Source organism: Vibrio sp. C8 (genome assembly GCF_054051265.1).
Genome location: NZ_JBPAOE010000011.1, coordinates 498490 through 519753, shown reverse-complemented (window position 1 = coordinate 519753; position 21264 = coordinate 498490). Strand labels below are relative to the sequence as shown.

Below are 21264 nucleotides of genomic sequence, written 5' to 3'. Positions count from 1 at the left end.
AAAAGTAAGCGGCTATTATACTCATTAGTGCATAATCTAACCAACATAAAGCAAGGATAATGAATGAAAAAAGTACTAGTGCTTGGCGCATCTGGCTATGTTGGTTCACAGCTATTACCTTTACTGCTCAACGAAGGCTATGAAGTTACCGCCGCGGCTCGGCACATTGACTACTTACAAGCTCGAGTCGCGCCCCATCCAAAACTGACCATCACCTATCTAGACCTTGCAGATAAAAAGGCAACGCTCGACTTGGTTCCACAGTTTGATCTGGTGTTCTTCTTAGTTCATGGCATGGCTCAGGGCCATGACTTTGCAGAGTATGAACTCTCTTTGGCCAACAATTTCAAACAGGCGCTGGATATCAGTCAGGTAAAGCACGTAATTTATCTCAGTGCGCTTCAGCCACAGACTGGGAATTCAGAACACTTAAAAGCACGCCAGCAGACAGGTGAAATACTGAGGAAAAGCCACGTACCAATTACAGAACTTCGTGCTGGTGTCATTATTGGGCCTGGGTCTGCCGCTTTCGAAATTATGCGTGATTTCGTTTACAACCTGCCCGTTCTTATCACACCGAAATGGGTAGATTCAAAAGCCAACCCGATTGCATTGGAAAATTTGAATCACTACCTGCTGCAACTTGCCAAAGAGCAACCGACTTCGCATCAGCTTTATCAGGCCGGAGGCCCAGATACACTCTCCTATCGCGAGCAGTTTCAGGTCATTTGTGACCTCGCAAACAAACCGTTTCGGTTATGGTCAACATCATTGCTTACCCCGCAAATGGCCTCTTACTGGTTAGGGGTTGTTACTTCTGTTCCGTCTAACATTGGCCGTGCTCTGCTTGCAGGCTTAGAACATGACTACATAGCGGAATCAGATCAGCTAACTGCGCTTTATCCACAAACCCTGATTCCCTATCGTGATGCAGTTCGAAGCACTATCGAGCATGAAGGGACATTTGTTCGCAGCAAGGTTTGGGGCTTTGAGACCAACGCATTAAAGAGATGGCAACCGGGTTTTGGCTATTATCCCAAACAGGCTGGCGCAACAATAGAAACAGATTTAACCAACAGCGAACTATGGAAAATCATTAAAACCATCGGCAGTAAAGATGAAGGATACTTCTTTGCTAACGCTCTTTGGCGTACCAGAGAATGGCTGGATATTTTCTTTGGTGGTGGACGCCCAGTTCGACGCAACCCCGAAGGTCCAGAGCTCAAAGTTGGAGACTATATTGATTCATGGAAAGTCATACGCTGTGAACCTAATGAATTTCTATCCCTGTTTTTCGGCATGAAAGGACCCGGTCTAGGGCGATTAGAATTCACCATTAAAGACCATGGTGACAAGCGCGAACTGAACGTTACCGCTTGGTGGCATCCTCAAGGTTTTCTCGGCCTCATGTACTGGTTTGTCATGATGCCTGCGCACCTGTTTATCTTTAACGGCATGGTTAAAGCTATAGTCAGGAAAGCCCATAGCCAGAAAGGTAAAAGATAAGCATAACCGGAACGTAAAAAAGGCTCTGAGATTTCTCACAGAGCCTTTTCCTAACGCGATAGTAAACCGTTATTCAACTTTAAATGACAACGGAATCTCAGCCAATTGTTTACCCTGATTGGCAGGAAAAACAAGATATTCGCCGTGATATTTCACGTTCGATTTATAGTCAGTTTGCTTATGAACCATAAATCCGGCTGCACTTGCCATTTCAACAAACTGAGCATGATTACCACGCACAAACCAGTTCATCGGCTTCACCATTAGTTCGCCATCAAAGCAAGATTCACACTGTACCGAACACAAGGCTAACGAGTTTTGACCGTCGGTAAAGATTTGTACTTTTCCAGCACCGACAAGAGGCTCAGAAGTAGACACTTCCCAATCCGCCTGCTCCATTTGATCTAAGAACGCTTCGATCTTCTTGTCTGTGATGACGTTATTTGTTTCACTTTCAAAGAAGCTTTTGTAAAAAGCTGAGATACGTTTGAAAGTAAACAGCAGCTCTGACTGATTACCTTTAGAGCGTCCAGCCTTTAGCCAACGTGTTAAATCATCGACTACGCAACGATCAAAGCGCTGTGCTTTAATCGCTTTAGACACCCAGTGAACAAGAAAATGGTTGTTGGCAACTGGCGCATTAACAAGCTTTCCAGATTCATGCTCAGCGGCTAATTCACCCAGTGCTGAGTTAACGACATTTTGAATTTCTAAGTAATATGCTGACACTATGCTTTTCTTCCTAATGTCCAATAGAAGGTTGCTGAAAGTACTGAACAGGCTGACATCACCAATATCATTGGCCATGCCACTCCGCTAGGCATTGCTGCTACAATTGCACCAATCACCGATCCGGTACCAAATCTTAACGTTCCAGCTAATGATGATGCCGTACCCGCCATTCTTGGATAACGGCTTAATAATAGAGCCATAGAGTTACTGCCGATGGTTGAGATCGTACCCACAAACATCACAACAAATGGCACTGTACCCCACAGTCCCCAATCCATAAGCCAGCTTAAGAACAAACCAAAGCCGGCCATTAACTGAATGAACAGACCAAAACGCAGCATGGCATGAGAACCGACTTTCTTGACAAAACGTCCGTTAAGGCTGGTCATAGCAATCATAGCGACAATGTTAAGACCAAACAGATAACCGAACTCACTTGGGCTAACGCCATACAAATCAATATAAACGAATGAGCCTGCGGTCAGGAATGCGAACATACCGGCAAACGAGAACGCACCAGAGAATATCAGCCCCATCGCAAAGCCAGCACGGCACAGCTGTACATAATTGCGAATGGTACTACGGAAATGCAGAGGTTGACGATTCTCGGCTGAAAGCGTTTCTGGAATTTTCCATAACACCATAGCAATAACAACCAAGGCAAAGCTTGCTAATACCCAGAATATCGAACGCCAGCCAAACCATACCGCTAAGTGACCACCAATCATAGGTGCCGCTAATGGTGCCAAAGTGATCACTAGAGTGACGAATGACATCGCGCGTGCGAAATCTTCGCGATCATACATATCTCGCACAACCGCCTGAATCACTACCGCAGCCGCAGCACCAGCAAAGCCTTGCGCAGTACGGACGTAAGTTAATGCATCAATACCATTGGTAGTTGCACTGACAATAGAAGCGATAGCAAATAAGGCTATCCCCACTAGCATTACAGGTCGACGACCATAACTGTCGGCCAGTGGACCATGCAGTAACTGACCAATAGCAAAACCGGCGGTGTAAGCAGTCAGCGTAATTTGCACCGCACCCGCACTCACACCTAAATCTTTGGCAATTGCAGGCATAGCTGGCAGATACATATCAATAGCAAGAGGCGTCAAGGCGCCTATCGCTCCTAATACGATAAACATTACAAAGCTGATTTTAGCGGCGTCACTAGCGGGCGACGTAGTATTCGAAGTCATAAATCTCCGTTCGATGTTAGAACCAGTGCATCACGTGAATGACGCACTCAATAATAGCTTAAAGGAAGGACACGAAGTCCAAGCTAAGAGAACTGTGTGAAAGGTTTTCTTGTAGAGGAAGCAGAGGCTTCCTCATGATTCACTTGTATGACAAGAGCAAACAAATAAATCCGCAATTACTTCCAGATTGAAGCAACTTCTTCTTCGGTAAGGTAGCGATACTCGCCAGGTTCTAATGACTCATCCAGAACGATGTTACCTACTCGTTCACGATGAAGCCCCGCCACCTTATTACCTAGCGCTGCAAACATTCTTTTTACTTGGTGATACTTGCCTTCATGAATGGTCAGCAGTACCTGCTTCTCATCAATCACTTCCATTTGTGCAGGAAGTGTCAACTCGCGTTCATTACGTAGCTCAATGCCTGTTGCGAACTTCTCTTGATAGTCAGGCTGAATAGGATCATCAAGCCAGACACGGTATAATTTGTCACATTTGTGTTTTGGTGAAGTAATACGGTGCGACCATTGACCATCGTCAGTGATAAGCACTAATCCCGTCGTATCGACATCCAATCGCCCTGCAAAATGCAAGTCACGCATATTCACTTCATCAAGCAGAACAAAAGCTGTGTGGTTGAAACCGTCTTCGTGCGAGCAAACATAACCTTGTGGCTTGTAAAGCATGATGTAACGCGGACCACTGATTCTGATTTCGCGCCCTTGCCACTCGACGTCCGATTGTTCAGTAACCTTAAATGAACCAACCTTCTGAACTTCACCATCAACGGTGACTTCGCCACTTTTAAGAATTTGAGTCGACTCTTTACGCGTTGTTCCTAGCGCGTCACACAAAAATTTATCTAAACGCATGAATACCTCATCTGCTTGAAGTCGGGTATTATACGCAAGTCACTCAAATTAGTTGAGCTATTTCACAGAATTATTCGCCCAATTGCATGTATACACTTCGCCCATACCAAGCAGACTCAGTTAAAGCTGTTATTCACTACTTTCGCAAGCATTCCACGCCAGCAGTCATAGTGCTGCCAACGGGTGCGGGCAAAAGCTTGGTGATTGCAGAACTGGCAAGATTAGCGAAAGGTCGTGTTCTGGTACTCGCCCACGTAAAAGAACTGGTTGAGCAAAACCATGCCAAGTATGAAGGCTATGGTTTAACCGGTTCGATTTTCTCGGCGGGCTTGGGGCGAAAAGAAACCGACCAACAAGTTGTGTTTGCGTCCGTGCAATCTGTGGTGCGTAATTTGGATTCGTTTAAAAACCAATTTTCCCTACTGGTTATCGATGAGTGTCACCGCGTTCCTGATGATAAGAACAGTAGCTATCAGAAAGTGATTACTCATCTTCTAGAGCTAAATCAGGGAATGAAAGTTCTTGGGTTAACGGCGACACCTTATCGCTTAAGTATGGGCTGGATTTATCAGTACCATACTCGCGGACTCGTGCGTAGCGAAGAGCCACGTTTCTTCCGCGACTGCATCTTCGAGTTGCCTATTCAGTATTTACTGGATGAGGGATTTTTAACTCACGCCCGCTTAATTGACGCGCCCGTTCTTAGCTATGACTTTTCACAGCTCAAACCCGCTAATACTGGACGATATAAAGAATCTGAACTGGATTTGGTCATCGAACAGTCCAAGCGGGCAACACCGCAGATTGTGGCCCAAATTATCGAGCTTTCCAAAGACAAACAAGGTGTGATGGTTTTTGCTGCTACTGTGCGTCACGCTCAAGAGATCATGGGATTATTGCCTGAAGAACATTCAGCGTTGGTAATTGGTGACACCCCTTCTCCAGAACGTGACCGTATTATTCAGGCATTTAAACAGCGTGAAATTAAGTATCTGGTTAATGTTTCAGTACTGACAACAGGGTTTGACGCACCACACGTAGACTTGATTGCCATTCTGAGACCGACAGAATCCGTCAGTTTGTATCAACAAATTGTTGGGCGTGGGCTTCGTTTATCTGAAGGAAAAAATGAGTGTCTCGTGCTCGACTATGCAGGTAACACCTACGATCTTTATCAGCCCGAAGTTGGTGACCCTAAACCTGATTCCAGCAGCGAAATTATCACTATTCCCTGCCCTGCTTGCGGATTCAACAACAACTTCTGGGGCAAGCTTGACGCAAACGGCTTTCTCATTGAGCACTATGGACGAAAATGCCAAGGCTACTTCACCGATGAAGAAACCAACGAGCGCGAACATTGTGGATACCGTTTCAGAGCCAAGTACTGCGGTGAGTGCGGTGCAGACAACGATATCGCTGCGCGCATCTGCCACGAGTGTGATGCCACATTAGTCGACCCAGACAAGAAGCTTAAAGAAGCGTTGAACCTTAAAGATGCCTTGGTTTTCGAATGTTTAAACATGGACTTAAGCGTTCATAAAGATGATAAAGGCAAGTCGCAGTTAAGAGTAACTTATATTGGTGACAACAATGCTCAAGTTCATGAGTTCTGGGCATTGACTACACCCAAACAAAAAGCCGTATTTAAAGAACGCTTTGTCCGCCCTCATTTAGCAGACAGACACCGACCTTTCGAGGAAGCTTCGCCATCAAAAGTGGTCGATAATCAACATCGCTTCCGTCCACCACAATTTGTGATCGCCCGAAAATCTGGCTGCTTCTGGAAAATGCGCGACAAAATATTCGCAGATGAGCTAGTGTAACTTCCAGCTCTTTAAGGACGATTAATTCACATCCTATTCATATTGCGATTTTTATACTGCACCAATCATGACGTAACGGACGCTTCACATGCTTAACTCAAAACTCCATACCGCTACTTTGATTGCTCTTCTAACGGGCTTTTGTTCTGCAGGTGTAACCTCACTGGCCTTTGCCGAGCAGCCTGTGCTTAATGATCCCATTCAAGATACCTATAAAGAAGGGACTCAAGTCAAAATCGACGAAGATCAGGATGAAGTGTACGCTGCGGTACAGAAAGGACTGATCAAACCCTTTTCAGAACTGTACGCAGCTATAGACAATGAACTTTATGGTCGCCTTATTAAAGTCGAGCTTGAAGAAGATGACGATGAATGGATCTACGATTTAAAATTAGTTCATGAAGATAAAGTGATACGTGTTGAATACAACGCGACAACTCTTGAGCTAATGTCTATCAAAGGCAGAGACGTGCTTAGCATAATAAAAAACCGAGACGCGCAATGAAGATTCTTGTAGTTGAAGACGACCAAAAACTCAGTGAACAAATTACAACTGCCCTAGAGGACGCTGGCTGGGTGCCAGAAGCTTCTTATGACGGCGAAGACGCACTATACAGAGCAACGACCGAAGAATGGGACTGTATCGTTCTTGACTTAGGTCTGCCTAAGCTAGACGGTATCTCGGTACTAAATAACCTGCGCGACCAGCAAATCAATACGCCTGTGATCATTCTTAGCGCCCGCGACACACTCACTCAACGCGTCGAAGGCTTAAACGCAGGTGCGGACGATTACCTAACCAAACCCTTTGAATTGGTTGAACTGATTGCGCGAATTCGTTCCCAACTACGCCGAGCTTCCGGAAACGCATCACCGATTTTACAAGTTGGGAACTTAAGTCTCGACACCAGAAGTTCTGTTGTGATGTGGAAAGACCAACCGTTAAACCTCACTGCATTGGAATACAAAGTGATCGCTTATTTTATGCATAATCCGGATAAAGTCATCTCACGTACTGAATTGGTTGAACACATCTACAAACAAGATTTCGACCGAGACTCCAACACAATAGAAGTGTTCATTGGCCGAATTCGCAAAAAAGTGGCACCTGATGTCATCAAAACAGTGAGAGGTTTGGGGTATCAATTGCATGCCCAATAAACACTTTTCCTTAAGACACTCTCCGTTAAAACACCTTAGTATTAAAAACCGCTTACTGCTGGCTGCGATCCTTTGGCTGAGCGCCATGATACTAGCAGCCGGTTATCTTATCCCTAGCATGGTAAAAGACTACTTGGTTGAAGATGCCCAAAGTCAGCTGCGTCTTTCAATGGATGAACTCACCGCTAATTTGGAAGTAGATAGTAACGGCAGACTTAGTCTTAGCCGCCGTCTTTCCGATCCCAGATTCAACCAACCCTACAGCGGTGTTTATTGGTCTATGACGATTGGTGAGAACAGTGGCGAAAACTCCATCCGCTCTCGCTCACTTTGGGACAAAACACTGATTAAAGAGCAACACGGTCACAAAACCCTTTATAAGGGAGCAAAAGCCGAAAACTTAGTTGTTCTCACTCAAAGCATCTATTTGCCTGAGTATTCTCGCCCAATACAAATCATCGTTGGTATGGATGAGTCACCTATTCAAGAGACTCTCAAACAAGTCATTGGTCAACTTTGGATCATTCTCGCCCTACTCTTTTCAGGTGTGTTGATACTGATTAGCGCACAGATTTCCTGGTCATTGTGGCCGCTTGGGAAAATGCAAAAAGAACTCGCGTTGCTACGCAAAGGTGAACAGTCCAGTCTCAGTGAAAATTATCCAAAAGAAGTTTACCCACTGGTAAAGGACCTCAATGCGCTGCTGTTCCACTATCAAGAACTACTAGAGCGCGCACGCAACCATGCGGGAAATTTATCTCATGCCTTAAAAACTCCGCTTTCCGTGCTTAAAAACGAAGTAGCAAAACTGAGTAATGAACAGAAACAGGCACTGCAAGGACCTATCGAACAAATTCAGCAACACATCGATTATCATCTGGGCCGTGCGCGCATGGCAGGCGCAGCAAACATACTTGCAGTGAAAACCTTACCCAGCGAGCGAGTGGATGCCATCTCAATGGCGTTTGATAAAGTTTATGCAGCGCGAGAAATCACCTTAGTCAACGAGTTGGACTCCAATCTTTGTGTGGCGGTAGAACCGACAGACTTCGATGAAATGATCGGCAACTTGCTTGAGAACAGTTACAAGTGGGCAAATTCACTCATACGGGTTTACAGCGTTTCTGAAGGTAAAGAGCGGATCAATATCTGTATTGAAGATGATGGCGCGGGTATCAGTGAAGAAGATATAGAGCATGCAATAAAACGCGGAATTCGCTTAGATGAAACCGTACCGGGAACAGGTTTAGGACTCAATATCGTTAGCGAAATGGCACATAGCTACAGAGGGAAATTGGCGCTATCTAAAGGACAATTAGGCGGATTAAAAGCAACCTTAACGCTGCCTGTACCAACCACGTGATGAATCCTTGCACAATAAGGGATCCATCTGGATAAGATTCACCTCAATCGCGAGTTTTTTATTGCTACATTCCTGATTGAATGATAGTATCCGCGCTCGTTTTGATAGACATACTTGATTTATCAAACGTTATTACAACACAAGGTCGCATTGTGTTGTGCATCCAATTTTTACTAATTTTGAGAGTAAATACTATGAAATTTGAAGCAATAGTACGTACTGAACTAGGTAAAGGTGCGAGCCGCCGCCTACGTCACGCTGGCCTATTCCCTGCTATCGTTTACGGTGGTGAGGCAGCGCCTGTATCAATCACTCTAAACCACGACGAAGTGATTAACCAAATGGACAAACCTGAGTTCTACGAAGGTATCGTTCTAGTGATTGATGGTGCTGAAGTTAAGGTTAAGCCACAAGACGTACAACGTCACGTGTTTAAGCCAAAAGTTGAGCACATGGACTTCATCCGTATCTAATTCCCCACCAAGGAATTAGTTGGATAGAATCCACCTTTTGCATATATAAGATAAATCAGCCTTACCATCTGATAAGTCTAAAAATTCGAAACCCCGATGCTACCAACATCGGGGTTTCACCGTTTCTGGCCCCTAGAAATCATACATTTCTAATTTAGATCAATAAGTTAAAATACCCGACTAATCTATGGGTGTATTAAGGGTGTAGTTAGGGTGTAGTTATACAGTAGTAGGATCTGACCAAACATGCTGGTTAATTATTATTATGATTGCGTAAGCACTGATTTAAAAAAGTGCACATAAATTATTCCCGAACAGGGCTTATCAAATGTTAACTCTAGGCAATTACTTTTCTTAACAAACCCTCTTAAATTGGGTCTTCGTAGGCTATCATCAGTGATTAGGATCTTAAAAATATAATCTCCCAATGGTTCTGCGAAATTAACTGAAAAACTTTCTGACCCACTGTCTGTAATCCCGTCTGCATTAGCAGAATCCAAAATTGTCATTGTGTTAGTGTCTACGTTTACATAACCAGCTACCACTTCTGTGCTATCAGTTTCCGGATCTTCATAAACGATATCGTTACCATTTAAAATTAAGTTATCTCTGTAATAACCAGCGGCTTCCAGCAATTCATGGTGAAATGTATCTTCCGATATTGATTGAATTCCAGCCGATGCTGAAAAGAATGTACCGACAGTTAAACACCCGACACCGATCGTTGAGCCAAAGTAATAAAGTAAATCTCGGCCTTTAACTTTCTTTTCATTCATGTTGAGTCCCCAATAGAATATATAGTACTGAAACTATAGCTATACACTTTCACAATCAATATCAATAGATAAACCTGATCTAGGCGTTAACTGTTTAGTTATCTGCTTGATACACCAATTTCTACCACTAACTTCTGAACGCCAACCTTCAGGTTTGACATGTCCTTCTGCGAAGGCTTTCACCAGTTGATGAGTCGCTTCAGTTGAAAAACTGAATGTATCGGCGCCTTCTGAGAGAGCTTTCGCTTTCGCATCTGCTGCCGCTTGAGCTTCTTCCTGACTCGGGTACTGATAGAGGATCTGAAATGATGGCTCTCCACTGCCAGAACGGACCACTCCGGTTTCACCTGTACTTGGGTTCTGCCACTTAGCCACAGCACTGGCCGCTTCCGTTCGGCTGTTAGAATTGAACTGATAATTGCTGCAGCTCGACTTATAAATGGTATGCACTGGCAAAGTCTTAGTGCCCGATGCATTTTTACCTTCACCCATTTTCAAGAACTGCCAGTTTCCATCTGAAACTTTACTCACCGCACCATACTGACGAGCAAGGCGCGTCATCAGCGCCATGTCTGATTCAGAGGTTTGGTCGATATGTTCAAGTTTGATGGAGGCAAGTTCTGCATTACAGATGGAATTGAGATTGTTTCGTGCTGCTAAGGTTTTAAGCAACTCATCAATAGTGATGTCATCCCAACTTTGTGTCTTCTGAGTCTGAATGCTGGTACCCAACTCTTTACCACCCAAAGGAACGGAAGTGGCCGTGATGGTCACCACGGACGGAAAACCACTTTCACCAATCCCGTTTACGTAAAAAGTGCCCTGGTTGTATAGTCGGTTGTTAAACCCTAACGATACCTTTAACGCCGCTTTTTTGGTTGGCAACTTACCTATTTTGCTTCCATCCAGTTTAATGGTCAGCGTATCCGCTTTCTCACCACTGACATCGGTAATCGTCAACTCAGAAAATGACTGAGCAATAGCAGCGGTGATGTCTTTGCCATTGGCCTCAATCTTAAACTGAGGAAGGTATGTCATTAGCTCCATAACACATCCTCATCTTTTTCTGCCGGTGGACTGTAATCGGGCAAAATGATCTGGATACCCGCTGTAAACTTACTGCCTTTTTCTGCCAGCCCAGGGTTAGCATTTAAAACAGCAGTGATGGCTTTCTCTGTGCCATATTCCGAGTAACAGATTTCGTCCAATACATCACCATCACGAGTTCGATAGAGTTTGGCCATAATAGGTAATATCCAAAGAAAAAGTTTGCTTAATAGGAATGCCAGCGACCGTGTGCTTGTCTTCCGTTTCGACCAGTTGATTCACCACCCAATACCCCATAACATCACCACGACCTGATATCATCAAATGAGGCTTAGCGGCATCACCCAACTTCACTAACTTTTCGATTTGGTGGATCCCTACCTTCTCGAATTCAGGATAAATGACACCGGGTAGACTCACCGTTGGGTTTTCTTTTCCGGTGTATTGCAATGAGCTGGTATTACCAAATCGGTTGGTGGATGCCCAAAGCCAACGATAGGTCTTAGTTAATTGCTGATAAGCGGCAGTATGAATGGAGAACGTAAAGTCCCCCAATTTCATCATGACTGTTTCGGCCATATTAATCCCCAGAGCTTATATCGAACATTGCATTTTGATGGCCACCAAGTTCCCTGTTCACAGCCTTACCAATATCTTCTGGTGATTGACCAGGTGCGGCAATGACTTCGATCTTTTCAACCGTCTGATTCACAGTCCTAGCACCGGATGAGGCATAGGTTTGGTCGTTCGCAGCTTGAGCTCGGCTGGCATAGTTATAAGGGTTGTAATCAGACTTAGGTGCTTGTGTTCCATAGTAACCGCGATTCTTTGCGGCCATGGTCGCAGAGGATTCAGAGGTCTTAACCACCGAGTGAGTTGGACTAGAAGACGGGTTATCCTCCCCTAATCCAAGCCAATCCATAAACTCTGAGAACGCGCCTTTGATGTCATCTATCCAGGACATGATTGTGTCCCAGTTAGCCACCACAGCGGCGGTCAATACACCAACGGCCAAAGCCACCGCACCTATTGGGTTAGCAGCCATGACCGCATTCACGCCAAGCATTACAGACTTAACGGTACCAAGCGCGGTGATCATGGTTCTTACATTGCTAATTACACCCGCTATGCCAAGCACCATCTTGCCTGCCATGATACCAGCGACCGCACCAGCAACCGTTTCCCAGCCACCAAACGTTTGCACCACGTCATTGACTGCACCGGCTATTTGGAAAACACCACTGGCAAATGCGATTGAACCTTCAACCGCACTCTTCAGGAAGCTGGTGATCTCTTCTCTGTGCTCTCTGACAAACGCGCTCACCGTGAGAGACAACTCGTCAAATACTGGCGCGACTTCACCACCCACAACCCCAGCAACATCCTGCCAAGCGGAATACATCGCTCGGGTGACTGAGTTCAAAGCCGTGTTGTATTTAAGTGCGCCATCCGCGCCTTCTTGGGTCAGGTTGTTGATGGCCTTTTGAGAATCTAGAAGCTTATCCAGGCTTTGACCGCTGTTTTTAATGTAAGTAACGATCTTGTTACCTTCACCACCAAACAACATGTCAGCCAGTGAAGCGGCTTGCTGAGTATCCCCTACCTTTTCCAATCGGCTCATGACAAACTCGAACTGCTCTGCAGCGTTCAAGCCTTCCATCATGGCTTCATCGATACCAAGCGCACCAAAAACATCAGACACCGAGGATTGTTTGCCTAACGCCTTAAACTCACCAAACTTATTGGTCAACTCTTCAACCAAATCACCCGTATTTTCAGCATTCAACCCTGCCTGCAGAGCGATACCGCCCCAGGCATTAAACTGCTCGATGCTCATGCCGTAGGCTTTGGCAAAACCCGCCTGCTCTGCAGTCGCAGCATTCGTGACGGAAGTTAACCCGACAACGGTCGCGCTAAGGCCAGCCAAACCGACGGTTGTAGCGCCAACAGCAGTGGCTGTGCTTTTCAGTGACTTCTTTAAATCACTGGCGGCTTCAAAGCCACGGGCACTGGTGGTTGCCTCGTCGATTTCTTTACCCAATGCGTCATAGCGCCTGGTTAAAAGTGAAACATCCGCACCGGCTAACTTGGCCTTCTTGATTTGCTTGGTCAGGCTTTTTTGCTCACGCTCAAGCGTTTTCACTTGTTTCGTGGCACCACCAAGCTGCTTATCGACTTCGCTGGCCATGCTTGTGAACGAAGCATCAACGGCACCGCCCAGCGTAACCACAGATTTTAAATGTTGGGCAGCACTCATTTAGCTCTTCTTCTTAGGCATTTGTTCAACGAAAAAGAAAAAGCGCTCAATTTCTAGCGCTTCTATCTCAGATATCTGCCAGCCAGTATGCGTGGCCAACTTGTAAATTAGTTCGTCTCGGTCGTCTGATTTGAATCGTCTGAGGGCTTCAAACAGTCGAGATAAAACCGACGACACTTTCCCCAGTCAGACATGTCCAATTTTTGAAGGACTTCCGGTGCGTAGTCTTCTTCCGTTAATCGGGCGTACATCATTGAATCACGTTCAACATCATCAATAACTTTGCCATCGCGTTTCATTTTTGCTTCTTGATGATCCAGCCAGATATGGTCACGAACAGTGGGACGACGCATGGTGATTTCACTAATCGTTTTATCATCGTGAGTAATAGGATATGAAAGTTTAATCGTGCTCATGTTTGCTCCAAACAAAAAAGCCTCCCGTCCGGGAGGCTATAAAAGTGAAAAATTAAGATTACTTACCGAGTGAAGCCCGAGCTTCTGCCAGTTGGTCAACACCGTTGATGGTGCGAATCATATTGATAGGGTCAAACTCATGAATGATGGTGCCATCCACTTCGTATTTGTAATAAGACGGCTTAATCGTGGCTGTGGTACCCGTGAAAGTGCCACCACTTTTCGTTCCATGGTCGATTTTTGATACCAGTCCGCGAAGCTCTTCAATGACCGTTTTCTTCGCACCAGTGACATCATTTTCAAGGTGAGAACGAATAAAGAATGGAACTTTTTTTCCGTCCTTCTTAATACCAAACAGAGCCAAAATATCTGCGTCTTCACCGATACTGAAGCTGGCTTCCATGGGAGCCATGCCCATATCCATGGAAATGGCCATATCCATACCACCACCACGAAACTCTTCAGTGAGAACTTCAGGGACGGGTGGTGTGTACTCGAGTAAGCTGGCAATCTTTTCTTTGCCATCAGCGTATAAGCCTTGGTATTTACGCGCCCAGTTAGACATTCGCGATCACCTCTTCTAAATAGCCATTGTTCAAGCGAGAGCGGAAGATTAAGTGCTCTGCTGGGTAGTAAACGCCAAAGTCGAAATCAAAGTAGTAAATACCTTGAGCCATCAGCTCTGGCGTGTTCAGGTCTTTATCCAGCCAACATTTACCACCCGGAATAATCCCCTCATTCTTCAACTGACGAAGGTACGCATTCACACCCCCCAAGACATCTTGCATGTATTGAGTGGTACCCGGTTCATCGACCGCCCATAAGTGATTTAGCTCGATGCTGTCATTAATCATGTCAGCGACACGACGAGTGGTTTCAAACGTCCACTTAGGATCGATTGAACAATTCCGGTTACCCCAGTGGCGAAAGCCTCCCTCACGAATCGTGGTGCTGATTCGGTTTTCATTGAGAATATTGGCCAAACAACTTTTATCACTCAACGCCCAGTCCACCGTCTGGTTGGTACCAACAGTGTTGTAAATTTCTTTGTTCGACTTAGAAACATGGACGCCACGTTGAGCATCAATACGCGCACGTAAACCTGCAGCTGAAACCGACTTAGGCATTGGTGTGTTAACGTTCAAATCACTGTCGAAAACCACATCTTGAGGCCACATAATCTCTACACGGCCACCGTAAGATTTACGACGTTTCATCGTATCGGTATACGTTGCTGCAACATCCATATCAAGGTAAGTGACACCACGCAGTTTCTCAGCGGCGCTTTCCAATGCTTTACCGACACCATCATCATGGCTGTAACCTGGTGCGATCAGAATGCGAGGTTTGTATTGCACCTCAGATTGCGCATCTTTGAACTTTCCAATCGCTTCAATGATATTGCCTTTTTGAGCTGTGCTATCTGCGGAAGTTGCCGTTCTGACCACCACCACTAAAGCGCCATATTGCTCCATTATTTGCTTAACATATTTGTAAGCTTGCGAGTTTACCCCGAGGCCTTCGGCGTAACGTTCGTTACCGAGCACCAGAACCGGCTTATTCAGAGGGAATGGCTCATCGCTTCCACCGGATAAGAACTGTTTGCTGATCGGCTCTGGAATATCCGCATCCGCTTCTTTTGTAGTTGAACTGATATCCGCCAGCGCCTTTGCGTCAGCAACTAAGTCATAAGCCGCGACAATCTCAGTCACTGTTCCGGTCGGTTTCTTATTAGCATCACTCCCAAGAGTGATAGTAATGGCTTTATCTTTGACGGTCACCGCAAGCTGCTGGTCAGCTTCAGTGGCTAGTGCAATGGAAACGTTGATACCGTTACCTGCAGAGCCAGCGGCTGAAGCGGTAAACGTCAAGTCGTCATTAATCGCCGCAGAGCCAAGAGTTAACGTTGCTTTTGTTGCGGAAGCTGCAAAAGCCGACTGCACCGCAATACCGATCACCGACATCTTAACGGTGGTGATACTACGCACCCCGTCATTGACTTCAATGACCTCCGAGCCATGTAAAAATTCAGGCATAGTGTTTTCCTGTTTGTCGGGTAATAAAAAACCCCGCCGAGGCAGGGTTAATGTTTAAACTGAATCAAAGCTGATATTTATGTGGAAGGTACTTCTGGCCATGGATTCTCTTCTCGAATCTGAAGATAAGCTGCATCCGCTTGCGCTTCATATTCGGACGCCTTAGTTTCATCACCTTCAACACGGCGAATCATTCTGGCTTCGTTATTCAGACGATCAACTATCTGTACATAGAGGCTTTCGCGAGTGTTGGTGACTTGCTGAAGTTCGGCTTCGTATTTGGCTTGTGTATCTACTTGCCAGTCGTTTAACGCTTCGCTCCATGTGACGTATTGGTGTGGTGGTTGAGTGAATGTCCAATCGTCTTCAATCTCACCAAAGTCTTTCACTTGTTTTGATTCGAGTGCTTTGGCTGTGTTGTAGATGGTTTTGCCACGATGGTCTGCAACGTATTCTGTTGCTGTTGGACGACTATTTTCAAAGTCACAAACACGAACCACAAAACCTTCTTTCTCTGGTAGCGGTTTAATCAGCAATGCATCACGAGGGTATTCCGGTAACGCAGAAAAACGAGTAGTCGAAATACCTTTTTGATTCACAATCAGAGTTTCTTTGTTATAGGTGTAATAAAAATCAATCATAGTGCGTATCCTACCCATTCAATATAAGCACGTGGTTGGTTTTCGTCGGCAGTTGGGACAACATTAGAAGCGTTAAACTTGACTCCTCTCGCTAGCTTTATACCAGAGTTAGCATTTATACCCAAACCCACATTAGATTCTGTAAAAGCTGGCTGCCCAAGAACAGATGTTGTTGGCTGTATCGCCCCCTCGAACGATGAATTAGGGTCGGCGGATTGAACCTGAATCAAAGAACCATTGCCATACCCTTTAAGGGCACCTTCTATTTCTCGAATCGCATCTTCATGCATTTCACCCGCCAACCAATCTGTACCATCAGCAGCACGAACAAAGCGCCCTTGTCGGTCTGGAATGTTGATTAATGTATTGTCGACTGCATCAACCCATTCTGGTTTAGCCGCAGCTAACGTGTGATACACCGCTGCAGGTAATTGCTGTCCAATACCAACCACCATACTTTCAGGTATCGTATCGGTGTCCCAGAGCATGGTTTCTCCAGCTATTTTTGGGGTATACGGCAACCAATAAAACGGTTTGGTATTATCAGTCCAACCAATTCGACGGTTCGTATCAGACAGTGGGCTCTTACCTGCAAGTTGCTCAACGTGTGAATACCACTTCCAATAACTGACAGCACCTGTTTCTAGGTCTCTGGTAAAACAAATATCCCCGAATTTATAAATACGAGTAGGATTAAATTCAGCAAGTTGACCTGTCGCTGAAGCAGAATCCAGTTGCTGTTTTAAGTACAACGTGCGATTGGCTAATTGCTTTGCCTGTCGGTTATCAATCCCATCGGGACCACCTTCCACTGGGTCCGTGGTCTCAAGCTGATAAATTTCATCTTCCCATTGGGAAACTTCTACTAAACCTGCCATCTATGCAGCTCCTCGGTTATAGGTACCATCACGGAAAATCTCTCCGTTATGCAAAAATAAAGCTTCGGTGTAATGCAACCCGGCAAGAATGCAATGCAGTGGCGCTGTAGCATTCAGTAATCGGGTCACTTGCTTGGCTTGTTGATTGGTAATAGCGCGTTGAAGATAAATTCGGTACATTGCCCAGGCTTTATCCCAACCGTGATAAAAGTGACCATTTCGGGTTCGGCTGCCATCTCTGGTCGCAATCGTTAGCCCTTCAACAACATCCACAGCATCGTATCCGGCATTGCGAAGTATCCTGCGGATACTTTCTGGCGTGCCTTTAGTGCAATGAACAAGAAACGCTTCCACTAACGTGTTTCGTTTAGCCGATTCAGACCATTTTTCATCCCATTCATCCACCTGAAAGGTAATTGCCAGAACCCAAAGCAGCTCTAACGGACATTTCAATGGATTCCACAAATTGCGAATGGGAGAACTCATGTCCGAGGTCATCACTTTTTCAAGTGCTAACTCAAATTCGGTCGCGTTCGCTGGCAATAAACTCATTATTCCCTCGCTTTCGCCGTAATGGTGATACTCGTGCAGTAAGGAGCCGCACTTTCATCGGTCACGACATTGGCAAAACCACCTAAGTCCACATCCTTCACACCTTCAATATGCATAGCCGCATCCAACGCAGATTTACTGACAGTGGATTTCAGTACATGCACTTTATTAACGTAGGTTTGTGTATTTTTGAGCGCCGTGGCCAAGACCGTTTGTTCAACAGCGGTATCACTGATGTCTAGCACTGCAGTAATGCTGTAATTGGTGATGGTGGCCGCTTCAACCGTATTAGTGGAGCACAGCTGACGAATGTCTTCTTCATTCAAACGTGCGGATACGGCATCCAAAATCTCTTGCTCAGGGATACCATTACCATCGGTAGAAAGAACGAAGGTTTTTGTTTCGCCTCCTTTAATTCTGACCGCTAGGGCATCTTTGACCTTTGGGTGAGCATTACGGGCATGTGCAGTATACGATGAGGGCGTTCCTGCATTGGTTAACGTACTCCACGCCAGTAAGATTCGTTGCTTTAGAGAATCGTCACCTTCTTTGATTTGCTCCAAAGGTGGGGAAACCGTATCGTCGGCTCCCTGGATAATGTTGCGAGTTAAATTGAAGTTTGCCGCTAAATTATCAACATCATCACCCGAGGCCCAGGGCAACATCACGGCTAAGGCCGCATCATTCACTCGCTGACGTTCATTAATGGAGTTGTAGGCATTCACCTCAAGCAGTTTAACCGCTGAGTCAGATTCCACATCCGCGTCCCACTCTGGGTACGCTTCTTGAAACTGGTCTTTGTTGCTTTGTAGCTCGGTTTCAAAGTCCAGTTCCTCTTTCACTGCAGGAGGTGGTAAAGACGATAAATCAATGCTCATGTAATTACGATCCCTTCCAGCTTAATTGCGGTACCATCGGGCAGGTAATCCCCTGCCACATCAATTTCGACTCTTGCCTTACCGTTGGTATAGGTGTGATTAATGCTTACCGAGGTGACTTTAAAACGGGTTTCCCAACGACCAAGCGCATCAGCCGTGGCCGCTATCATGTCCAAACGAACAGCTTCATTAAACGGCTCGTCAATCAGATTAGGAAGGTTGCTCCCATAGATTCGACGCATGACCCTTGAGCCAATTCGTGTCGTCAAAATATCTTCAACACTTTGCCATAGGTGATCGAGTCCGCTGAGCTTTCGCCCAGTTCTTCTGTCCATACCTTGCATAATTAACTCATCTGTTGATCAGGGGTTGGGTCGGTAGCTTCGTGACGGTGGCCGTTGTACGTAGTTCGAATGGATGCCATCGAACCAACGGAGTCATACATCATTGCACCGGTAACATTACCAATAGCCGTAACATGGCCCGAGGTCGTAAAGTTACCCACCTGCTCATATTCGCCTGTTTGGAGAACGTCACCATTGAAAACTAAGTCAGCGTTAAAGGTGAAAAGCGTTCCGGTGAAGGTGGTATTGCCGCTGCCAAGATTGATATCCCAGGCACTGATTGAGCGATCGTAAATAAAGGCACTACCATCTGAAAATTGAATTTTGTGAATATCAGGGTCGGTGCTAATGGGTGGATTGCCATCGGTATTTAAACCCAGCAGCACCTTCCCCAAACGCAAATCACCAGCAGCCGATAGAATAACGCACTGCTCACCCACCTTAGGTGGATTCCATGTCTGAACAAAACCCTGACGTTCTTCGAGATAACACAGCCACCCCGTAGTAACCGGGTTGCCTGCCGAGTCTTTGTCGTACTCAACTTTGACTCTTGGTGGTGAATTCTGAACTTCTGCAACCCGACCGACACGAATGAGATTGCTGACTCGTTGCTCTAACCGGCTAACGATTCTGTAAAGTTCAGTATCAGACATCATTCACCCGTTTTATCGTAAACCGCATCGTATTTTGGTTCGTTACCCTCACCAATGTCAGGTGAATAGCCGACCATGATTTTTCCGCTTGGAATATAGGTTTCAGCAATTAGCCCCTTATTTACACTGCCAATGAAGATTTGATGAATCCAACGAATTGACCAAACTTCGCATTCATCTAATTCCGGATTAAACGCATCCGGTTCTACGCTGATCAATTGCAGAGCTTTTGCCTCTAGCCCAAATCGTTGATTTTCCAATTCTAGGCATAAACTCATCACGGCTTCACGAATAACCAGTTGTACATCAGGAGTACCTTGAGGGAAGACCACCAGCAACTGACAACTGAGATCCATTGCAACTTCACCGGTGCAATTTTGCTGTTCTGATTTTTCCCAGTTAGTTACACCGAAATAGGCTGAATTTTTTGTAGGCGGGCTATCAAGTTCAGGGTAACTAACGGCATGTACCAACCAATCTAGATACTCATTGTTTTGCAACCATAAGATCACCGCTTCATGGTATTGAGTAAGTGTTATAGCCATAAATGTTCCTATTGTTTACGCATAGCAACCCGACCTTTTAAGTCAGTAGAAAAATGGTTTAAGAAGATCTTTGTAATCTGTGAATAAACTTCTTGTTCTATTTTGGTTTTCATTGAATCCGCTATAGGTACCCGCATAACTCGATACTTTCCTTTTTGTTGACCAAAGCGGGTAAACATAATTCTCTGATTGCCGATCTTGCCGCCAGTTAAAACAAATCCCCGACCTGACTGCTGTCGCGCTAACTGGCTAGATTTGGGAGTAAAAATAGCGCCAATTTTATTCTGACGTAATGAACCTTTAAGGGTATGAACTGACATATCATCAAGACCAAACCAAAAACGGAGACTTTTAAGGTCTTCGTTATTTTCATTGACTAAATAATCTTTAATACGCTTACGAATATATTTAAGCTGCTTTGCTTGGATAGTTTCCTTTGCCAGTTTGCTAGAAATAGATTTAATCGTGACTGCAGTTCGTCTAAGGGCTCGGTTATAAGCCTTGAGCATTTCCTGCTTAGTAGCTGACAGTTCATTTTGAATAGCTTCAAGCTCTTCAAGATCGATATCGAATATCTGGTTTCTCGATTTCCAATCCATCTGAATGCCCCAAAATCAATTTCGTCATACCTGTACCATCAGGCTCTGGCGGCTTTACAATTTGCCACTTAACCGTTCCAACAGTGACAAACTGATACCGCTTAATAGATACAGCATCTGCATCATTCAAATAAAGTTCTGGTTCTGTATCCAGAACATCACCACCGTTCGGCAGTTGGCTAAGTGTGCATGGGTTATCAAAGATTCCTGAAACCTCCGAATCACCGGCTTCTAAATGCAGTGTCACTGAAACAGAAAACTCCGCCATTAAAGCGGAGTCCATATCAGTAACAGCGTCTTCCCAAATAGACATAAGCTACCTATTTTTTCGCAGGCTTACCTACCTTCGCATCCTTATCTGCAACAACTGCCGCACCGGCTTGTCGAAGATTCATAGCCGTTTGTTCATCGACTTCAATGACTTCATCTTTTACACCGTGAACACCTTTTTTAATTACTGTTCCACGGGTTAGCTTTAACTTTACGTCAGCCATGATTTACGCTCCT

27 protein-coding genes are annotated in these 21264 nt (G+C 45.2%); 6 read left to right on the top strand and 21 right to left on the bottom strand.

Annotated features, from left to right (window positions below):
• Positions 1-63: 63 nt before the first annotated feature.
• Positions 64-1506, top strand: a complete 1443-nt coding sequence (locus ACRQQK_RS08515) for a DUF2867 domain-containing protein (RefSeq protein ID WP_457510952.1) — start codon at positions 64-66, stop codon at positions 1504-1506.
• A 69-nt stretch (positions 1507-1575) separates the two neighbouring features.
• Here ACRQQK_RS08515 and ACRQQK_RS08510 read toward each other — a convergent pair whose 3' ends face one another.
• The 3 genes from ACRQQK_RS08510 to rsuA form a co-directional block, all read right to left on the bottom strand.
• On the bottom strand, positions 1576-2235 hold the full coding sequence (locus ACRQQK_RS08510; RefSeq protein WP_457510951.1) for a DUF2913 family protein: 660 nt from the start codon (positions 2233-2235) through the stop codon (positions 1576-1578).
• Complete coding sequence (locus ACRQQK_RS08505) at positions 2235-3443, bottom strand: Bcr/CflA family multidrug efflux MFS transporter (RefSeq protein WP_457510949.1); 1209 nt, start codon at positions 3441-3443, stop codon at positions 2235-2237. Before ACRQQK_RS08505 ends, ACRQQK_RS08510 begins: the two co-directional genes overlap by 1 nt.
• Before the next feature lie 176 nt (positions 3444-3619).
• The gene (gene rsuA, locus ACRQQK_RS08500; protein ID WP_457510947.1) at positions 3620-4315 is read right to left on the bottom strand and encodes a 16S rRNA pseudouridine(516) synthase RsuA; all 696 of its coding nucleotides are present in this window, start codon (positions 4313-4315) and stop codon (positions 3620-3622) included.
• Between the two features lie 86 nt (positions 4316-4401).
• Here rsuA and ACRQQK_RS08495 point away from each other — a divergent pair, with 86 nt between their 5' ends.
• The 5 genes from ACRQQK_RS08495 (at position 4402) to rplY (ending at position 9135) form a co-directional block, all read left to right on the top strand.
• The gene (locus ACRQQK_RS08495; protein ID WP_457510946.1) at positions 4402-6138 is read left to right on the top strand and encodes a DEAD/DEAH box helicase; all 1737 of its coding nucleotides are present in this window, start codon (positions 4402-4404) and stop codon (positions 6136-6138) included.
• 88 nt (positions 6139-6226) lie between these two features.
• Positions 6227-6643 (top strand): PepSY domain-containing protein, encoded by a 417-nt coding sequence (locus tag ACRQQK_RS08490; protein ID WP_102986005.1) that lies wholly within the window; start codon positions 6227-6229, stop codon positions 6641-6643.
• The gene (locus ACRQQK_RS08485) at positions 6640-7299 is read left to right on the top strand and encodes a response regulator transcription factor (protein WP_457510944.1); all 660 of its coding nucleotides are present in this window, start codon (positions 6640-6642) and stop codon (positions 7297-7299) included. Before ACRQQK_RS08490 ends, ACRQQK_RS08485 begins: the two co-directional genes overlap by 4 nt.
• Complete coding sequence (locus ACRQQK_RS08480) at positions 7289-8662, top strand: ATP-binding protein (protein WP_457510942.1); 1374 nt, start codon at positions 7289-7291, stop codon at positions 8660-8662. The genes ACRQQK_RS08485 and ACRQQK_RS08480 overlap by 11 nt, the downstream gene beginning before the upstream one ends.
• 194 nt (positions 8663-8856) lie before the next feature.
• Complete coding sequence (gene rplY / locus ACRQQK_RS08475) at positions 8857-9135, top strand: 50S ribosomal protein L25 (protein WP_457510941.1); 279 nt, start codon at positions 8857-8859, stop codon at positions 9133-9135.
• Positions 9136-9398: 263 nt separating this feature from the next.
• Here rplY and ACRQQK_RS08470 read toward each other — a convergent pair whose 3' ends face one another.
• The 18 genes from ACRQQK_RS08470 to ACRQQK_RS08385 all read right to left on the bottom strand — a co-directional run bounded on the left by ACRQQK_RS08470 (position 9399) and on the right by ACRQQK_RS08385 (position 21251).
• Entirely contained in the window at positions 9399-9911 is a 513-nt protein-coding gene (locus ACRQQK_RS08470) for a hypothetical protein (RefSeq protein ID WP_457510939.1), read from the bottom strand.
• Between the two features lie 39 nt (positions 9912-9950).
• Positions 9951-10958 carry a contractile injection system protein, VgrG/Pvc8 family gene (locus tag ACRQQK_RS08465; RefSeq protein ID WP_457510938.1) on the bottom strand — a complete coding sequence of 336 codons (1008 nt, stop codon included), beginning with the start codon at positions 10956-10958 and terminating at the stop codon, positions 9951-9953.
• Positions 10949-11155 carry a tail protein X gene (locus ACRQQK_RS08460; RefSeq protein ID WP_102969329.1) on the bottom strand — a complete coding sequence of 69 codons (207 nt, stop codon included), beginning with the start codon at positions 11153-11155 and terminating at the stop codon, positions 10949-10951. Before ACRQQK_RS08460 ends, ACRQQK_RS08465 begins: the two co-directional genes overlap by 10 nt.
• Positions 11130-11537: a phage tail protein gene (locus ACRQQK_RS08455; protein ID WP_457510936.1), complete on the bottom strand. Its 408-nt coding sequence runs from the start codon at positions 11535-11537 to the stop codon at positions 11130-11132. Before ACRQQK_RS08455 ends, ACRQQK_RS08460 begins: the two co-directional genes overlap by 26 nt.
• A gap of 1 nt (position 11538) precedes the next feature.
• Positions 11539-13215, bottom strand: coding sequence for a phage tail protein (locus ACRQQK_RS08450; RefSeq protein ID WP_457510934.1), 1677 nt, complete (start codon positions 13213-13215; stop codon positions 11539-11541).
• Positions 13216-13322: 107 nt separating this feature from the next.
• Positions 13323-13631, bottom strand: a complete 309-nt coding sequence (locus ACRQQK_RS08445; protein ID WP_457510932.1) for a phage tail assembly protein — start codon at positions 13629-13631, stop codon at positions 13323-13325.
• A gap of 58 nt (positions 13632-13689) precedes the next feature.
• On the bottom strand, positions 13690-14196 hold the full coding sequence (locus ACRQQK_RS08440) for a phage major tail tube protein (RefSeq protein ID WP_457510931.1): 507 nt from the start codon (positions 14194-14196) through the stop codon (positions 13690-13692).
• Positions 14189-15667, bottom strand: coding sequence for a phage tail sheath C-terminal domain-containing protein (locus ACRQQK_RS08435; RefSeq protein ID WP_457510929.1), 1479 nt, complete (start codon positions 15665-15667; stop codon positions 14189-14191). Before ACRQQK_RS08435 ends, ACRQQK_RS08440 begins: the two co-directional genes overlap by 8 nt.
• Before the next feature lie 77 nt (positions 15668-15744).
• Entirely contained in the window at positions 15745-16308 is a 564-nt protein-coding gene (locus ACRQQK_RS08430) for a hypothetical protein (RefSeq protein ID WP_457510927.1), read from the bottom strand.
• A complete protein-coding gene (locus ACRQQK_RS08425; protein WP_457510925.1) occupies positions 16305-17186 on the bottom strand; it encodes a hypothetical protein in 882 nt (293 codons plus the stop codon). Before ACRQQK_RS08425 ends, ACRQQK_RS08430 begins: the two co-directional genes overlap by 4 nt.
• Entirely contained in the window at positions 17187-17738 is a 552-nt protein-coding gene (locus ACRQQK_RS08420; RefSeq protein ID WP_457510923.1) for a phage tail protein I, read from the bottom strand.
• The gene (locus tag ACRQQK_RS08415; protein WP_457510921.1) at positions 17738-18616 is read right to left on the bottom strand and encodes a baseplate assembly protein; all 879 of its coding nucleotides are present in this window, start codon (positions 18614-18616) and stop codon (positions 17738-17740) included. Before ACRQQK_RS08415 ends, ACRQQK_RS08420 begins: the two co-directional genes overlap by 1 nt.
• Positions 18613-18951, bottom strand: coding sequence for a GPW/gp25 family protein (locus ACRQQK_RS08410; RefSeq protein WP_457510919.1), 339 nt, complete (start codon positions 18949-18951; stop codon positions 18613-18615). Before ACRQQK_RS08410 ends, ACRQQK_RS08415 begins: the two co-directional genes overlap by 4 nt.
• A gap of 11 nt (positions 18952-18962) precedes the next feature.
• Complete coding sequence (locus ACRQQK_RS08405; RefSeq protein WP_457510918.1) at positions 18963-19613, bottom strand: phage baseplate assembly protein V; 651 nt, start codon at positions 19611-19613, stop codon at positions 18963-18965.
• Positions 19613-20158 (bottom strand): hypothetical protein, encoded by a 546-nt coding sequence (locus tag ACRQQK_RS08400; RefSeq protein ID WP_457510916.1) that lies wholly within the window; start codon positions 20156-20158, stop codon positions 19613-19615. The genes ACRQQK_RS08405 and ACRQQK_RS08400 overlap by 1 nt, the downstream gene beginning before the upstream one ends.
• 8 nt (positions 20159-20166) lie before the next feature.
• Entirely contained in the window at positions 20167-20757 is a 591-nt protein-coding gene (locus tag ACRQQK_RS08395; protein WP_457510914.1) for a phage tail protein, read from the bottom strand.
• Complete coding sequence (locus ACRQQK_RS08390) at positions 20714-21070, bottom strand: head-tail joining protein (RefSeq protein WP_457510912.1); 357 nt, start codon at positions 21068-21070, stop codon at positions 20714-20716. The genes ACRQQK_RS08395 and ACRQQK_RS08390 overlap by 44 nt, the downstream gene beginning before the upstream one ends.
• 7 nt (positions 21071-21077) lie before the next feature.
• The gene (locus ACRQQK_RS08385; protein WP_180980005.1) at positions 21078-21251 is read right to left on the bottom strand and encodes a hypothetical protein; all 174 of its coding nucleotides are present in this window, start codon (positions 21249-21251) and stop codon (positions 21078-21080) included.
• Positions 21252-21264 lie beyond the last annotated feature (13 nt).

Coding starts and splice junctions, on each gene's coding strand:
- ACRQQK_RS08515 (WP_457510952.1), top strand. CDS start 64: ATGAAAAAAGTACTAGTGCTTGGCGCATCTGGCTATGTTGGTTCACAG.
- ACRQQK_RS08505 (WP_457510949.1), bottom strand. CDS start 3,443: ATGACTTCGAATACTACGTCGCCCGCTAGTGACGCCGCTAAAATCAGC.
- rsuA (WP_457510947.1), bottom strand. CDS start 4,315: ATGCGTTTAGATAAATTTTTGTGTGACGCGCTAGGAACAACGCGTAAA.
- ACRQQK_RS08495 (WP_457510946.1), top strand. CDS start 4,402: ATGTATACACTTCGCCCATACCAAGCAGACTCAGTTAAAGCTGTTATT.
- ACRQQK_RS08490 (WP_102986005.1), top strand. CDS start 6,227: ATGCTTAACTCAAAACTCCATACCGCTACTTTGATTGCTCTTCTAACG.
- ACRQQK_RS08485 (WP_457510944.1), top strand. CDS start 6,640: ATGAAGATTCTTGTAGTTGAAGACGACCAAAAACTCAGTGAACAAATT.
- ACRQQK_RS08480 (WP_457510942.1), top strand. CDS start 7,289: ATGCCCAATAAACACTTTTCCTTAAGACACTCTCCGTTAAAACACCTT.
- rplY (WP_457510941.1), top strand. CDS start 8,857: ATGAAATTTGAAGCAATAGTACGTACTGAACTAGGTAAAGGTGCGAGC.
- ACRQQK_RS08470 (WP_457510939.1), bottom strand. CDS start 9,911: ATGAATGAAAAGAAAGTTAAAGGCCGAGATTTACTTTATTACTTTGGC.
- ACRQQK_RS08465 (WP_457510938.1), bottom strand. CDS start 10,958: ATGGAGCTAATGACATACCTTCCTCAGTTTAAGATTGAGGCCAATGGC.
- ACRQQK_RS08460 (WP_102969329.1), bottom strand. CDS start 11,155: ATGGCCAAACTCTATCGAACTCGTGATGGTGATGTATTGGACGAAATC.
- ACRQQK_RS08455 (WP_457510936.1), bottom strand. CDS start 11,537: ATGGCCGAAACAGTCATGATGAAATTGGGGGACTTTACGTTCTCCATT.
- ACRQQK_RS08450 (WP_457510934.1), bottom strand. CDS start 13,215: ATGAGTGCTGCCCAACATTTAAAATCTGTGGTTACGCTGGGCGGTGCC.
- ACRQQK_RS08445 (WP_457510932.1), bottom strand. CDS start 13,631: ATGAGCACGATTAAACTTTCATATCCTATTACTCACGATGATAAAACG.
- ACRQQK_RS08440 (WP_457510931.1), bottom strand. CDS start 14,196: ATGTCTAACTGGGCGCGTAAATACCAAGGCTTATACGCTGATGGCAAA.
- ACRQQK_RS08435 (WP_457510929.1), bottom strand. CDS start 15,667: ATGCCTGAATTTTTACATGGCTCGGAGGTCATTGAAGTCAATGACGGG.
- ACRQQK_RS08430 (WP_457510927.1), bottom strand. CDS start 16,308: ATGATTGATTTTTATTACACCTATAACAAAGAAACTCTGATTGTGAAT.
- ACRQQK_RS08425 (WP_457510925.1), bottom strand. CDS start 17,186: ATGGCAGGTTTAGTAGAAGTTTCCCAATGGGAAGATGAAATTTATCAG.
- ACRQQK_RS08420 (WP_457510923.1), bottom strand. CDS start 17,738: ATGAGTTTATTGCCAGCGAACGCGACCGAATTTGAGTTAGCACTTGAA.
- ACRQQK_RS08415 (WP_457510921.1), bottom strand. CDS start 18,616: ATGAGCATTGATTTATCGTCTTTACCACCTCCTGCAGTGAAAGAGGAA.
- ACRQQK_RS08410 (WP_457510919.1), bottom strand. CDS start 18,951: ATGGACAGAAGAACTGGGCGAAAGCTCAGCGGACTCGATCACCTATGG.
- ACRQQK_RS08405 (WP_457510918.1), bottom strand. CDS start 19,613: ATGTCTGATACTGAACTTTACAGAATCGTTAGCCGGTTAGAGCAACGA.
- ACRQQK_RS08400 (WP_457510916.1), bottom strand. CDS start 20,158: ATGGCTATAACACTTACTCAATACCATGAAGCGGTGATCTTATGGTTG.
- ACRQQK_RS08395 (WP_457510914.1), bottom strand. CDS start 20,757: ATGGATTGGAAATCGAGAAACCAGATATTCGATATCGATCTTGAAGAG.
- ACRQQK_RS08390 (WP_457510912.1), bottom strand. CDS start 21,070: ATGTCTATTTGGGAAGACGCTGTTACTGATATGGACTCCGCTTTAATG.
- ACRQQK_RS08385 (WP_180980005.1), bottom strand. CDS start 21,251: ATGGCTGACGTAAAGTTAAAGCTAACCCGTGGAACAGTAATTAAAAAA.